The 13,446-nt window shown below is 68.1% G+C and carries 13 protein-coding genes; 1 reads left to right on the forward strand and 12 read right to left on the reverse strand.

Annotation, left to right across the window (positions count from 1 at the left end):
- Nucleotides 1–5: 5 nt before the first annotated feature.
- The 6 genes from AB9O74_RS04945 to AB9O74_RS04970 all read right to left on the reverse strand — a co-directional run bounded on the left by AB9O74_RS04945 (nt 6) and on the right by AB9O74_RS04970 (nt 5,814).
- Nucleotides 6–1,196 carry a 1-deoxy-D-xylulose-5-phosphate reductoisomerase gene (locus AB9O74_RS04945; protein ID WP_369348643.1) on the reverse strand — a complete coding sequence of 397 codons (1,191 nt, stop codon included), beginning with the start codon at nt 1,194–1,196 and terminating at the stop codon, nt 6–8.
- A gap of 2 nt (nt 1,197–1,198) precedes the next feature.
- Entirely contained in the window at nt 1,199–2,023 is an 825-nt protein-coding gene (locus tag AB9O74_RS04950; RefSeq protein WP_176989963.1) for a phosphatidate cytidylyltransferase, read from the reverse strand.
- Complete coding sequence (uppS, locus tag AB9O74_RS04955) at nt 2,020–2,754, reverse strand: polyprenyl diphosphate synthase (RefSeq protein WP_176990131.1); 735 nt, start codon at nt 2,752–2,754, stop codon at nt 2,020–2,022. The genes AB9O74_RS04950 and uppS overlap by 4 nt, the downstream gene beginning before the upstream one ends.
- Nucleotides 2,755–2,795: 41 nt before the next feature.
- Nucleotides 2,796–3,353, reverse strand: coding sequence for a ribosome recycling factor (frr, locus tag AB9O74_RS04960; RefSeq protein ID WP_123728764.1), 558 nt, complete (start codon nt 3,351–3,353; stop codon nt 2,796–2,798).
- 99 nt (nt 3,354–3,452) lie between these two features.
- Complete coding sequence (gene pyrH / locus AB9O74_RS04965; protein WP_019184398.1) at nt 3,453–4,181, reverse strand: UMP kinase; 729 nt, start codon at nt 4,179–4,181, stop codon at nt 3,453–3,455.
- Nucleotides 4,182–4,314: 133 nt separating this feature from the next.
- Nucleotides 4,315–5,814 (reverse strand): GGDEF domain-containing protein, encoded by a 1,500-nt coding sequence (locus AB9O74_RS04970; RefSeq protein ID WP_369348644.1) that lies wholly within the window; start codon nt 5,812–5,814, stop codon nt 4,315–4,317.
- 303 nt (nt 5,815–6,117) lie between these two features.
- Here AB9O74_RS04970 and AB9O74_RS04975 point away from each other — a divergent pair, with 303 nt between their 5' ends.
- Entirely contained in the window at nt 6,118–6,813 is a 696-nt protein-coding gene (locus tag AB9O74_RS04975; protein WP_369348645.1) for an AIM24 family protein, read from the forward strand.
- Nucleotides 6,814–6,909: 96 nt separating this feature from the next.
- Here the strand turns inward: AB9O74_RS04975 and tsf are convergent, their stop codons facing one another.
- The 6 genes from tsf to AB9O74_RS05005 form a co-directional block, all read right to left on the reverse strand.
- Entirely contained in the window at nt 6,910–7,788 is an 879-nt protein-coding gene (tsf, locus tag AB9O74_RS04980) for a translation elongation factor Ts (protein ID WP_176989960.1), read from the reverse strand.
- A 126-nt stretch (nt 7,789–7,914) separates the two neighbouring features.
- Nucleotides 7,915–8,775, reverse strand: coding sequence for a 30S ribosomal protein S2 (rpsB, locus tag AB9O74_RS04985; RefSeq protein ID WP_346479449.1), 861 nt, complete (start codon nt 8,773–8,775; stop codon nt 7,915–7,917).
- A 214-nt stretch (nt 8,776–8,989) separates the two neighbouring features.
- Entirely contained in the window at nt 8,990–9,700 is a 711-nt protein-coding gene (locus AB9O74_RS04990; RefSeq protein ID WP_369348646.1) for a molecular chaperone, read from the reverse strand.
- Nucleotides 9,700–9,975 carry a hypothetical protein gene (locus AB9O74_RS04995; RefSeq protein ID WP_369348647.1) on the reverse strand — a complete coding sequence of 92 codons (276 nt, stop codon included), beginning with the start codon at nt 9,973–9,975 and terminating at the stop codon, nt 9,700–9,702. The genes AB9O74_RS04990 and AB9O74_RS04995 overlap by 1 nt, the downstream gene beginning before the upstream one ends.
- A gap of 68 nt (nt 9,976–10,043) precedes the next feature.
- On the reverse strand, nt 10,044–11,093 hold the full coding sequence (locus AB9O74_RS05000; protein WP_369348648.1) for a spore coat protein U domain-containing protein: 1,050 nt from the start codon (nt 11,091–11,093) through the stop codon (nt 10,044–10,046).
- Entirely contained in the window at nt 11,090–13,444 is a 2,355-nt protein-coding gene (locus tag AB9O74_RS05005; protein WP_369348649.1) for a fimbria/pilus outer membrane usher protein, read from the reverse strand. The genes AB9O74_RS05000 and AB9O74_RS05005 overlap by 4 nt, the downstream gene beginning before the upstream one ends.
- Between the last annotated feature and the right edge of the window lie 2 nt (nt 13,445–13,446).

Consider the following 13,446-nt stretch of genomic DNA (forward strand, 5'->3'; position numbering starts at 1 on the left):
GGCATTCAGGCGTGGTCGATGGCGGCTTGGGTGATCTGGCGGGCGCGCTGATCGGCGGTCAGCAGGCCCTCCAGTGTATCGGCGGACTCGGTCGACAGTGTTGACAGAGCGTTAGCGACCAGCGCGGGAATGGCAAGGAAAGCTGCCCGCCCCTGAAGAAACGCTGAAACAGCGACTTCATTGGCCGCATTGAGGATCGCCGGGGCGGTGCCGCCGGCCGCCATGGCCTGCCAGGCGAGCCTCAGGCACGGGAAGGCCTCGGTGTCCGGCGCTTCGAAATCCAGCCGGCCCTGGGTCAGCAGATCCAGCCCGCCGACCCCGGATTCGATCCGCTGCGGCCAGCCCAGGCCCACGGCCAGCGTGGTGCGCATGTCCGGCAGGCCCATCTGGGCCAGGGTCGAGCCGTCGACGAATTCGACCAGTGAATGGACCAGGCTCTGCGGGTGGACCAGCACGTCGATGCGCTCGCCGGGGACGCCGAACAGGTGGTGCGCCTCGATGACTTCCAGCCCTTTGTTCATCAACGTCGCCGAATCGACCGAGATCTTCGGGCCCATGGACCACTTCGGGTGGGCCACGGCCTGGGCCGGGGTCACCTGGGCGAGCTGTTCGCGGGTACGGCCACGGAACGGCCCCCCGGACGCGGTCAGGATGATCCGGCGGACGCCGGCCCCGTCCAGGCTCGCGTCGCGCGACCGCAGGCACTGGAAGATCGCGCTGTGCTCGCTGTCGATCGGGATGATCTCGGCCCCTGCGGCGGCGGCCTGGCGCATCAGCAGTTCGCCGGCCAGCACCAGCGATTCCTTGTTGGCCAGCAGGATGCGCTTGCCGGCCGCGGCCGCGGCCAGGGTCGAGGACAGCCCGGCGGCGCCGACGATTGCCGCGACCAGGGTGTCGCAGACATCGCTGGCGGCCAGCTGGTCCAGTGCCGCAGCGCCCGCATGGGCCTGGGTGGCCAGGCCGGCGTCACGCAGGCCGTCGCGCAGGGCGGCATACAGCGACGCGTCGGCGATCACCGCGTGGGCCGGACGGTGCGTGGCGCACAGCGTGACCAGCGCATCGACCTGGCGGCCGGCGGCCAGCACGGTGACCTGGTAGCGGTCCGGATGGCGTGCGATCACATCCAGCGCGGATGCGCCGATGGAACCGGTGGCGCCGAACACGGCGACCTGGCGGGGGGCGGAAGCGCTGGCCATGGTTAGAACCCGAAGATTTCCTTGCCGAGTGCGAACACCGGCAGGGCGGCGAGCACGCCATCGATACGATCGAGCACGCCGCCATGGCCGGGGATGATGTGCCCCGAGTCCTTGGCACCGGCGTGCCGCTTGATCAGGCTCTCGTAGAGATCGCCCAGGACCGAAGCGAACACGGTGACCACGGCGGTGATCACCAGGCCGACCAGGTGGCCGCTGTCGATGCCGGCCAGCCAGCCGAAGCCCAGCGCCACGATCAGGCCGGCGACCATGCCGCCACCCAGGCCTTCCCAGGTCTTGTTGGGGCTGATGCGCGGGGCCAGCTTGGTGCGGCCGAAGGTACGGCCGGCGAAGTAGGCGCCCGAATCGGCGGCCCAGACCACGGCCAGCGCCGTCAGCAGCCACAGGTGGCCGTTGTCACCGCTGGCATGGATGAGCACCAGCGAAGCCCAGGCCGGGACGATCGCCAGGGTGCCGGCCAGCAGCTTGAGCGCACGCGCCGGGCTGCTCGGGCTGGCGCCGAAGTTGAAAAAGCGCAGCCACAGCAGGGCCAGCAACCACCACCCGATGCCGACCAGTGCGGCGATCTGGTACAGCACCAGCGAGCCGGCATCGGCCCACACGATCAGCACCATCAGCACCAGGTTCAGCACCAGCAGGATGGTGCGGGCGAGGGTGTCCTCGACGTCGGCCAGCTTCAGCCATTCCCACAGGCCGATCAGGAACACGGCGGCCGCGGCGGCGGCCAGCCACTGGGTCGGCAGCATCAGGATGGCGAGGATGGCGACCGGCGCCATGATCAGCGCGGCGATGACTCGGGTCTTGGTCATGGGGAAGAGGTCTCGGTGGCCAAGGCGGCGATCTGGGCGCTGGTCAGGCCGAAACGGCGTTCACGCGAGGCATAGGCGTCGATCGCCTGCTGCAGGACGGCGGCATCGAACTCGGGCCACAGTACGTCGGTGAACCACAGTTCGGTGTAGGCCAACTGCCAGAGCAGGAAATTGCTGATGCGGGTGTCGCCACCGGTGCGGATGAACAGGTCCGGCGGCGGCAGGTCGGCCAGGGCGACGCGGCTGCTGAGCATGGCCTCGTCGATCTGCTCGGGCAGCAGCCGGCCGGCCGCGACCTCGGCAGCCAGTTCGCGCGCGGCGCGGGCGATGTCCTGGCGGCCGCCGTAGCTGGCGGCGATGCTCAGGGTGAGCGCGCGGTTGTCGGCCGTGCGCTGCTCGGCCAGCTGCATGCGGCTGACCAGGCCGGCGCCGAAACGCTCGCGCTCGCCGATGAAACGCACGCGCACGCCACGGCGATGCAGCTCGTCCACTTCGCGGTCGAGGGCATTGAGGAACAGCTTCATCAACGCATCGACTTCGTCGGTCGGCCGGCCCCAGTTCTCACTGGAGAAGGCGAACAGGGTCAGCGCGGCGATGCCGTTGTCGAGGCAGAAATCGATGGTGCGGTTGACCGCGCGCGCGCCGGCACGATGGCCGATCACGCGCGGGCGACGACGCTTCTGTGCCCAGCGCCCGTTGCCATCCATGATGATGGCGACGTGGCGCGGCATGGGCGCGGCAGAGCCGCTGGTCGGGGCCTGGGACATGGGGCTCAGACCGCCATCAGTTCCTTTTCTTTCTCGGCGACAACACTATCGACGTCCTTGATGGACTTGTCGGTCAGCTTCTGGATGTCGTCTTCGCCGCGCTTCTTGTCGTCTTCGCTGATCGCCTTGTCCTTGATCAGGCTGGCGATCGCCTTGTTGGCGTCCTGCCGGATGTTGCGGATGGCGATCTTGGCGCCTTCGCCTTCCTTCTGCACCTGCTTGCCCAGCTCCTTGCGGCGCTCTTCGGTCGGCGGCGGCAGGTTCAGGCGGATGACGGTGCCGGCCACGTTCGGGGTCAGGCCGAGGTCGGAGGCATAGATCGCCTTCTCGACGTCCTTGATCATGCCCTTGTCGAACAGCGTGATGACCAGCGAGTGGCCTTCGGAAACGCTGATCGAGGCGACCTGGTTCAGGGGGGTGTCGGTGCCGTAGGCCTTGACGGTGATGCGATCCAGCAGGGCCGGGGAAGCACGGCCGGTGCGGATGGAGGTAAGGGTGTGCTTCAGAGCATCGATGCTCTTTGCCATGCGCGTCTGCGCGTCCTGCTTGATTTCGTTGAGCATCGCCCGAATCCTGGATGTCACTGGGAATCGGGCGATTATAGGCGAATACCGACCCTTTCCGGGCCGTTCAGGGCGCCCGGCGTGGGGCGCCGCTCAGGCTCAGGCGTTGTCGCGGCCCTGGACCAGGGTGCCGATGTTGTCGCCGTGCAGGATCTTGAGCAGCTCGCCCGGCTGGCCCATGTCGAACACGCGCAGCGGCAGATCGCTGTCGCGGGCCAGCGCGAAGGCGGCCGTATCCATCACTTCCAGGCCGCGGCGGATCACTTCGTCGTAGGTCAGGCTGTCGAAACGGACCGCATCGCTGTACTTGTTCGGGTCCTTGTCGTACACGCCGTCGACCTTGGTGGCCTTCAGCAGCAGGTCCGCGCCGATCTCGATCGCGCGCAGGGCGGCGCCGGAATCGGTGGTGAAGAACGGGCTGCCGACGCCGGCGGCGAAGATCACCAGGCGGCCCTTTTCGAGGTGGCGGATGGCGCGGCGACGGATGTAATCCTCGCAGACGTCGTTGATCTTGATCGCACTCATCACGCGGGCCTTGGCGCCCAGCTTCTCCAGGGCGTCCTGCATGGCCAGCGCGTTGATCACGGTGGCGAGCATGCCCATCTGGTCACCGGTGACCCGGTCCATGCCGCCAGCTGCCAGGCCGGCGCCGCGGAAAATGTTGCCGCCGCCGATCACCAGCGCCACTTCGGCACCGGCTGCCTGCGCTTCCATCACCTCGCGGGCGAGGCGGTGGATCACCTTGGGGTCGATGCCGTAGTCCTCGTCTCCCATCAGCGCCTCCCCGGAAACTTTCAACAGGATGCGGCGATAGGCGAGCTTTGACATGGCGATCTCTGGGTGCGTGGAAAACGCCCGGATTCTACTGGAAGCCGGGCCATCGGGCAGCATAAATTTGCTGCACTGCGGCGTATGGAGGCGCCGCGGGCGCCGCGGACACGGCCCCGCACGCGCATCCGGCTCAGGCCGGTGCGGTGCTCGGCGAGCGGGCGATGACGCGGTTCCGGCCCAGGTTCTTGGAGCGGTACAGCACGTCGTCGGCGGCCTTGAGCAGGTCCTGAACATCGGCGAAACGTTCATACCCACCCTGGGTAGCGACGCCGGCCGAGAAGGTGACGAACAGCGGGCCGCTGGCGGCCTCGGCCATCGGCGTGTTGACGATGGTGGCCAGCACCCGCCGCACGACTTCAAGGGCGACCGGCTCGGTGGTGTTGGGCAGCAGCGCGATGAATTCCTCGCCCCCGAAGCGCGCCACGGTATCGCTGTTGCGCAGTTGCTCCTGCAGCTTCGTGGCGAACATGCGCAGCACCTGGTCGCCCATGAGGTGGCCGTGGGCGTCGTTGATCTTCTTGAAATCGTCCAGATCGATGAAGGCGACCGACAGCGGCCAGCCATGCCGGGTCGCGCGCAGGAACTCCTGCTCGAGCACGGCTTCGAGCTGGCGGCGGTTGAGTACGCCGGTCAGGGCATCGCGGTGGGCCTGTTCGGCCAGCCGGTTGGCGCGGGCTTCGAATTCGTCCGCACGCTGGCGGGCCAGGGCGGCATCCTGCATCTCGCGCAGGTTGCGCAGGGTGGCCAGCTCCTGGGCGTGGTCGATCAGCTGCTGCACGCGGGACGGCGAGAACAGCGGGGTCTCGAACAGCGTGCTGATGTCCGGCAGCGATTCGCCGATGCGGGCCAGCACCTGGTCGAACTGGGCGCTGTCCAGTCCGAGCGTGTCGTGCACCTGCTGCAGGGCGTGTTCGCGCGCGGCATCCGCATCGGGGCCGAGCCAGATGTCGGCCACGGCGCCGGACAGGGCCACGCAGTTCTGGAAATTGTCTTCGCTGGTGGCGGGCGATTCGCTGTGCGCGATGCTGTCCACCAGGTAGCGCGGCAGGCCCCACTCTTCGGCGACCCACGCGCCGACATCGGCATGGGTGCACTGCAGGTGCTCGCGCTCCAGCGCGACCAGGGCGTCGTTGTCGGTCGCCTGGCGCAGCAGCGGCAGGTAGGTGTCCGGTTGCGCCTGGGCGAGCGCCAGCACGCCGATGTCCTGCAGCAGGCCGGCCAGCATCAGCTCCTCGGCCTTGCGCAGGCCACGGGCCTGGCCGAGCAGGCTGGCCGCCAGTGCGCTGAGGATGCTGCGGCGCCAGGCGCGCTCACGCAGGTCCTGGCCGTCGCCGGCCGCGGTCAGGTTCTGGGTCACGGTGAAGCCCAGCGCGAGGCTGACCGTGGCGTTGAGGCCGAGCATGGTCAGCGCCTGGCCGAGGTTCTCGATCCGGCGCCGGCTGGCATACAGCGGCGAATTGGCGATGCGCAGCATGCGGGCGCTCAGCGCCATGTCGATGGCGATGATGTCGGCGGCGGTGGTGATGTCCGCTTCCGGATCCTGCGCCAGTTCGATGATGCGCAGGGCAATACCGGGCGGGGAGGGCAGGTTGCGGCAGAGCGCCAGGGCGGCTGTCAGCTCGGGAGGCATGGCGGGGCTTTCAGTATGTTGGGGCAAGAATACCTGAGGTACATCACAGTTTCGTCCTTGATTTCTTGCGTTGACGCGGCAGATCGGTTTGGGAGTATTGCCCCGATCCGGCACACAAAGCAAAGCCAGTGGTGGCGTCGCGTGCAGTACGGCAGGTGCCTGCCTTGGTATCACATCCATCGCAGGAAGGGATGCGGAAGGGGTCTCGGCGGGTGGATGGCGCACATGCACGTCCGGCTCCGTCACCCTTTGCAACGCCGGGAGGCTACCATCGCGCTCCCGTCCCCATGGCAGTCCAGCGCAATGACCGTACGTACCCTCGAGCAGTTCCTCGCCACCACCCAGGAAAAGGATGTCAGTGCCGACGCCTTCGAGCTGGAGAATCCGCATCTGCTGGAAGTCCGTCTGGACGGCATGGTCTGGGCCAAGTCCGGCGCCATGGTCGCGCGCAAGGGCGCGGTCAAGTTCACCCGCGAAGGCATCCTGGAGCAGGGGTTGGGCACGCTGTTGAAAAAGATGGCCAGCGGCGAAGGGCTGAAGCTGATGAAGGCTGAAGGTCAGGGCCGCGTCTACCTGGCCGATGCCGGCAAGCAGATCACCCTGCTGCGCCTGGCCGGGGAATCGATCTTCGTCAATGGCAATGATGTGCTGGCGTTCGAGTCCGGCGTGCAGTCGAAGATCACGATGATGCGCAAGGTCGCAGGCATGCTCTCCGGGGGACTGTTCAACATCCGTCTGAGTGGCCACGGTATCGTGGCGATCACCTCGCACTACGAACCGCTGACCCTGCCGGTCAATGCCCGGACGGGGCCGATCTTCACCGATCCGAATGCCACCGTGGCCTGGGCCGGCACCCTGACCCCGGAGCTGGTCACCGACATTTCGCTGGGGACGCTGCTCGGCCGCGGCTCGGGCGAGAGCCTGCAGATGCGGTTCGCCGGTGAAGGCTGGGTGGTGGTGCAGCCCTACGAGGAAGTCACCTTCCAGGCCAAGGGTTGAGTCCAGCCCTGCAAGCCCCCTAGGCATGAAAAAAGCCCGGCGCAAGCCGGGCTTTTTCGTCGTACAGTGACTGCGTTGCGGCAGTCCTGCGATGGATCAGGCCAGGCCGGCCTGCTTCATCACTTCGGCGGCGTAGTCTTCCACCACCTTCTCGATGCCTTCGCCGACCGCCAGGCGCTGGAAGCCGACCACTTCGGCACCGGCGGCCTTCAGGACCTGCTCGACCGACTGGTTGGTGTCCAGCACGTACGGCTGGCCGTACAGGGTCACTTCGTTGACGATCTTGGCGATCTTGCCGCTGATGATCTTTTCCAGAATATCGGCCGGCTTGGACTTGTCCTTGTCGGACATCTTGGCCAGTTCGATTTCCTTTTCCTTGGCGACGAACTCGGCCGGCACATCGGCCGCCTTGTTGTGCGGCGGGTTCATGGCAGCCACGTGCATGGCCAGGCCACGGGCCAGCTCTTCGCTGCCACCGGCCAGTTCAACCAGCACGCCGATGCGGCCGCCGTGCACGTAGGCAGCGACGTTGTTGGTCGATTCCAGGCGCACGATGCGACGCACGTCGACCTTCTCGCCGACCTTGGCGATGACGGCGGCGCGGGCTTCTTCGATCGACTCGCCGGACGGCAGCTTGGCGGCCTTCAGGGTGTCGATGTCGGCAGCGCCCGAGCTCAGCGCGGTGCCGGCGACAGCCTTGGTGAAGTCCAGGAAGTTGCTGTCCTTGGCGACGAAGTCGGTTTCGGAGTTGACTTCGACCAGCACGGCCTTGCCGCCGTCCTGGGCTGCCACGATGATGCCTTCGGCAGCCACGCGGTCAGCCTTCTTGTCGGCCTTGGCCAGGCCGGACTTGCGCAGCCATTCGGCCGAGGCGTCGATGTTGCCGCCGTTTTCGACGAGTGCTTTCTTGCACTCCATCATGCCGGCGCCAGTGCGCTCGCGCAGTTCCTTGACCAGGGAAGCAGTGATTTCCACGGGATTTCCTCACGAAAGAAAGGGGTTGGGCCGGCATGGTGGCCGGCCCGTATGACAGTGTCCTGTCGTCGCGCCATCGGCTGCGGACAGGAACGGTGGGCGCGCTGCGCCCACCGTGGGCCTGGATCAGGCCTGGGCTTCGCCAGCGGCCGGAGCGTCGGCAGCCGGAGCTTCAGCAGCCGGGGCTTCAGCGGCGGCCGGAGCGGCAGCAGCCTTCTTGGCCGGAGCGCGGCGGGCCGGCTTGGCTTCTTCGGTGGCGGCAGCGTCGGCGAACTCTTCTTCACGGACGGTGGCGGCGTGCGGAGCAGCAGCCTTGCCTTCCAGCACGGCGTCGGCAGCGGCGCGGGCGTACAGCTGCACGGCGCGGATGGCGTCATCGTTGCCCGGGATCGCGTAATCGACCAGTTCCGGGTTGTAGTTGGTATCGACGACAGCGATCACCGGGATGCCGAGCTTCTTGGCTTCCTTGATGGCGATGTCTTCGTGGCCGATATCGATGACGAAGATCGCGTCGGGCAGACGGTTCATGTCCTTGATGCCGCCCAGCGAGGCTTCCAGCTTGTCGCGCTCGCGACGCAGGCCCAGCACTTCGTGCTTGACCAGCTTCTCGAAGCTGCCGTCGGTCTCACCGGCTTCCAGTTCCTTCAGGCGGGCAACCGACTGCTTCACGGTACGGAAGTTGGTCAGGGTGCCGCCCAGCCAACGCTGGTTCATGAAGGGCATGCCGCAACGCTCGGCTTCTTCACGGATCGACTCGCGGGCGCTGCGCTTGGTGCCCAGGAACAGGATGGTGCCGCGCTTCTGCGCAACGCTGGAAATGAAGTTCATCGCGTCATTGAAGAGCGGAACGGTCTTTTCCAGGTTGATGATGTGGATCTTGCCGCGGGCGCCGAAGATGTACTGGCCCATCTTGGGGTTCCAGTAACGGGTCTGGTGGCCGAAATGGACGCCGGCTTCCAGCATCTGACGCATGGTGACCTGGGGCATTGCAGTAACTCCTGATAGGGAACCGGCCGCCACGGGTAATAGTTGGGCGGTCCGCCGCAAGGCGGGTGGTTCCGGGGTTTGGCTTCCCTGTCGCTTCCGTGACCGAACTCCTTGCGGAGCACCCCGGCACGGATATGGGCGGCAGGTGTGGATTCACCGGTGACGTCCGGTGTTGACGTGTTTCCTGCTTCGATGAGGCAGGAGATCCGGTCGATTATAGCCCGGCTTGTGCCGGTGCCGCAATCTCGGGCGGTCCGGAGGGCAGGGCGGCCTCTGCGGCGTGGTCCAGGCGGGCCTGGAAGCGGCCGCCGGCATAGCCATCCGGGCGAAACGGCAGGGTCCAGCTGCGGGCGCTGTGCGGCAGGACATATCCCGCCAGCCCGTCGATCAGGCCGTGTCGCCGGCCTTGGGCATCCACGAACGCCAGATCGGCGAGGTGGGCGTGTGCCGCGCCGTCATTGTACAGCCGCAGCAGCGGGGCGCCGGTGCCGCCGGCGATCGCCACCCGCAGCCGCGAGCGGGGCGCCACCGCCTGCGGCTCGAGGAACACCGGCAGGGAATAGCGCGCGGTTCCCGCCGACGCATCCGGCCCGGGGCTGAGCACCAGCCGATAGGCCTGCTGGACGACGTCGGGGGCGCCGCCAAGCCGGACCACGCGCACCCGCTGGCCCTGGCCTGGAGCGAGGGTGAGATGGACGGGGCTGACCGCGACCCCGCCGGTGGGCAGCAGGCGCTCCTGGTCGCCGGCCTGCTCCCAGCGGTACAGGCGGGCCTGGCCATCCCAGGGCGTGTTTCCGGTGTTTTCCAGCCACACCTCGGCATGCGAGGTGCCCGCCGGGACCGAGACGCTGACCGGGCGGATCTCCAGGGCCCGCACCGGCAGGATGCCCACCACCGCCAGCAAGGGGGCCAGCAGCCAGCGCATCAGTAGGTCACGGTGACCGGGACGGGGCGGTCCGTGGCCTTGAGGGCGGGACTCAATGCCGCGACCTGGGCAGGTACCGGGCGCGTGTCATCGCTGCGCTGCCGGGCCGGCCGGCAGCTGATGTCGCGCGCCCCGGCACCGTGGCAGTCGGCGATGATCCGTACCCCGATCCGCAGCGTGGTGGCCGCGCCCACGCCCGGACGTGCGCCCACGGGCGCGGTGGCGCAGGCAGCCAGCAGGCAGGCCAGGACGAGGGACGGCGGTCGCGGGGGCATCGAACATCGGACGGTGGGGGATGCGACCGTTAACGGCTGCGATCAGCGCGCCTTGAGCGTTCTTCCCCTCAATAGGTGATGGTCACCGTGATCACGTCGTTGTAGCTGCCCTGGGCGGGAATCGCCCCGGTGGTGGGCGGCGCCCGCCCGTAGACGGTGAGGCTCTGCGCGGCACCGGTGCCGGTGCCGGCCTGGGTATCGGTGTTGATCGTGTTGCCCCAGCGCTGTGAGCGCGCCGCATCGCGGTAGAGCTCGTAAGGGATGTAGTAGACGCTGCTGTCCGGTGCGGTGAAGCGCATGCGGCGCACGTTGCCCGATGCGTTCTGTCCGTTGTTCAGGCCGATGCTGTAGGCGGTGCGATTGATGCAGGTCAGCCCGATCGTCGAGGTGCGATCGAGGTTGGCGCTGATCGCGCCGGCGTTGCTGCCGAAGTCCATGTCGGTGGTGACATAGGTGCTGCACTGGGGCAGGACGTTGGCGCTGACCGTGAACGGGAACGCGCCGTCGGCGGTTTTGTGTCCGCTGACTCCGCTGGTGCTGGTGCACAGCGCCGGGGGCTGGGCGGTGCCGATGATGCTTTCGTTGTAGGCGTATTCCAGGCTGACGTTGGCGGCGGTGAAGCTGCTGGTAAAAGCGCCGGCCGACAGCATCTGGGCGGCGGGAATCTGGCCATACACGGTGACCGACTGTGCGCCGCTGCCGCCGGTGATCAAGGGCACGCTGTAGCTGAGGGTCACCACCGCCGCCGGCGGTGAAGCGCCCGGCACCGCGCCCCACACCGTGGTGCGTGCAGCGTTGGTATAGAGCTGGAAGGCCATCGGGTCGGCGGTGGCATTGGTCATGCTGCGGGTCGGCAGGAGCGTGCTGCCGGTGCTGCCGGTGCCGATCTTCAGGCAGGCACGCACGCTGGCGCTGCCCAGAAGGCTCAGCGCGGCCGTGTTGCAGGTAATGGTGAAGCTGGTCGTGGCGTTGGTCGGGTTCGCCGCACCATTGGTGATCGTGCCGAACGCCAGGGCGGTCGGTGGCGTGGCCGTGCATGTCGTAGCCGCGCGTGCCGGCGCTGCCCAGCACGACGCCATCACCGCCAGCACGATCGCGAGCAGTCGCACGGCCGTCATGGCAGCGGCGCCGGCAGCGGCAGGCAGCGCAGGGGGCCGATCGAGGGCACGCCCGGCGAGGTCGCGGCGACGGGCGGCGCCAGGTGCACGCGGCAGTGCCCGTCGGGCAGGTCGACCTCGAGCTGGACCGGCGTGGCCACGTCCTCCAGGTAGGTTTCGCCGTCGTAGCCCACCGTGGCGGAACCGCCGCCGGGCAGGCGCACCTGGCTGCCGACGGGCAGGGGGGCGCCGGCGGGATCGTGCAGGACCACATGCATCGCCTGGGTGCGGCGCAGGCCGAAGTTGACGCCCAGTCCAGCGCTCTGCCGTGGCGTGACCCAGGTATCCACGCGGTCCGCGCGCATGTCCGCCGGCAGGTCCAGTGTGTCGATGGACAGCCGGTTGCGTTGCCAGGACAGCAACGGGGTGACCAGCAGCAGGCCGTTCCTGTCGGTGCTGCCGATCAGCCTGTTTTCCAGCCGCACCGGGATTCCGCCGAAACCATCGGTGGACACCACTGCAAAGGCGTCGGGTACTTCGCGGGCGGCAAAGACGTGTCCGCCCATCCAGACGACGCTGCCGCTGGCACTGGCGTAGCCGTAATCGACATCACCCTGGCGCGCATAGCCCATCGAATAGCGCCCGACCCGGTTGAGCCAGCCCAGTTCGGCCAGTCCGCCGGCACCGTCGTCGCCCCCGCGCGCCTGCACCCGCCAGCCATAACCGCCCTGGCTGCCGTCGCCCGGCACGGGCTGGGACAGATCGGCGACATAGGTCAGCCGCTCACCGTTGCGCTGTGCGGACACGCTGCTCTGCCGGTTGCGCCCGAGCGCGGCCGAGACGGACAGATACGCGCTGCGGTCATCACTGTCGGCCAGGTTCTGATTGAACGAGAGGTACGCCGACCAGCGATCGCCGAAGCTGCGCGACCAGAACAGGCTGGCGTAGCGGTTGTCGTCGCCGTCGGGATAGCGCAGCCGCAGGTAGCTGGCGCTGAGCGAGCCGGCGCCCTGCAGGTTGATGCCCAGCGTGGCCTGCTCGCTGATGTCCGGCGGCAGCGTGTCCTGCAGCGCGCCAAGGTCGCGATACGCGCCATGTGTTCGCCGGGTCAGCACATTGACGTTGAATCGGCGGTTGTTCCAGCTGTACCCCAGGGAATACTGGCCGCCCTGCAGCCCCGCATAGCGGCTGTGCGCGTAAGCAGCGTTGACCACGCCGGCGCCGCCCAGCAGCCACCAGCCGCCGGCACCGCCGTTGAGGACGCCGCCACCGCCTTCCGCATGCGCCTCGGCGGTAAACCGGTCGCTCGCGCCGTAGCGCCAGGTGGCACTGCCGATCACCGGCGTTTCGTAGGCGAATGAGCGGATACCGTAGTCCCGGCGCATCCTGCCCACGCCGGCCGACCAGTCGGACAGGCCCTTGGCCAGGAGCTGCTGCGTACCGTAGAAGGAAAAATCCAGCGTCTGCATGCGGCCGAAGGCGTCGGTGATCACCACCTGTGCATTGCCGGTGCCGTTGATGCCGGGCTGCGCGGCCAGCTGGAAGGGGCCGATCGGCACCTCGCCGTTGTACTGGCGCAGGCCGTCCACATACAGCTCCACATTGGAGGGGACGACCGCCTCGCCGAGGAAGGTCGGCGTGGGGGTCAGCACGCGGTAGGGCTGCAGCCCGTAATTGCGTCCGACCTGCACGCCTCCCATCCGCACCGGTCGACTCCAGTCCACGAAGCCGCTGTAGAAGTCGCCTACGGACAGGGAGACCGCCGAATCCGGGAAATCCAGACGCCACGCGGTGTCCAGGCGCACGCTTTCGCCCTGCCATTGATGATCGGCGGGGTCCTGGTACGTGCGTAGCAGCGCACTGGTCTCCAGTACCCCCTGGCCCAGCCCGAACACGCGCAGCGCGGTGGTCAGGGCCAGGTTGCCACCGCCTTCATTGTGGCTCCCATAGACGTCGTAGTTGAGCACCACGCCGGGCGAGGCGGCCGCCGCCGGTGCGGTCTCGGTCGGGCGCTCCAGCCGCGTGGTGGGCAGCGACAATTGTTCCAGGGGGACGTCCAGGGCCAGCGTCTGCATTGCCGCGTCGTAGCGCACGACCACGCCGCCGAGCTGATCGAGCGCGACCGGGTCCTCGCCGCGTGCCGGAAAGCCGAGCTGGCGCAGCGTGGCGCCGGCGGCCATCAGCCGGCCCTGCAGCTCGGTGAACGGCAGCAACCCGCGCGGGGTCTGGTTGAGCGTCACGTCCAGGTACAGCGTCTGCGCGGCGGTCAACGGCGTGGGCGGGGGCAGCATCGCATCGCCCGAAGCGCCGATGTCTGCGTCGGCTGCCATCGCGGCGCACGGGGTCAGCGTCGCGGTCAGCAGCATCCGCATGC

This window comes from Stenotrophomonas sp. JAG2, from assembly GCF_041080745.1.
GTDB classification, from domain to species: Bacteria; Pseudomonadota; Gammaproteobacteria; order Xanthomonadales; family Xanthomonadaceae; genus Stenotrophomonas; species Stenotrophomonas maltophilia_AA.

What these genes read in the sequence shown, in the direction of transcription:
- AB9O74_RS04945 (WP_369348643.1), bottom strand. Translation starts at nt 1,196, where the DNA reads ATGGCCAGCGCTTCCGCCCCCCGCCAGGTCGCCGTGTTCGGCGCCACC.
- AB9O74_RS04950 (WP_176989963.1), bottom strand. Translation starts at nt 2,023, where the DNA reads ATGACCAAGACCCGAGTCATCGCCGCGCTGATCATGGCGCCGGTCGCC.
- uppS (WP_176990131.1), bottom strand. Translation starts at nt 2,754, where the DNA reads ATGCCGCGCCACGTCGCCATCATCATGGATGGCAACGGGCGCTGGGCA.
- frr (WP_123728764.1), bottom strand. Translation starts at nt 3,353, where the DNA reads ATGCTCAACGAAATCAAGCAGGACGCGCAGACGCGCATGGCAAAGAGC.
- pyrH (WP_019184398.1), bottom strand. Translation starts at nt 4,181, where the DNA reads ATGTCAAAGCTCGCCTATCGCCGCATCCTGTTGAAAGTTTCCGGGGAG.
- AB9O74_RS04970 (WP_369348644.1), bottom strand. Translation starts at nt 5,814, where the DNA reads ATGCCTCCCGAGCTGACAGCCGCCCTGGCGCTCTGCCGCAACCTGCCC.
- AB9O74_RS04975 (WP_369348645.1), top strand. Translation starts at nt 6,118, where the DNA reads ATGACCGTACGTACCCTCGAGCAGTTCCTCGCCACCACCCAGGAAAAG.
- rpsB (WP_346479449.1), bottom strand. Translation starts at nt 8,775, where the DNA reads ATGCCCCAGGTCACCATGCGTCAGATGCTGGAAGCCGGCGTCCATTTC.
- AB9O74_RS04990 (WP_369348646.1), bottom strand. Translation starts at nt 9,700, where the DNA reads ATGCGCTGGCTGCTGGCCCCCTTGCTGGCGGTGGTGGGCATCCTGCCG.
- AB9O74_RS04995 (WP_369348647.1), bottom strand. Translation starts at nt 9,975, where the DNA reads ATGCCCCCGCGACCGCCGTCCCTCGTCCTGGCCTGCCTGCTGGCTGCC.
- AB9O74_RS05000 (WP_369348648.1), bottom strand. Translation starts at nt 11,093, where the DNA reads ATGACGGCCGTGCGACTGCTCGCGATCGTGCTGGCGGTGATGGCGTCG.
- AB9O74_RS05005 (WP_369348649.1), bottom strand. Translation starts at nt 13,444, where the DNA reads ATGCGGATGCTGCTGACCGCGACGCTGACCCCGTGCGCCGCGATGGCA.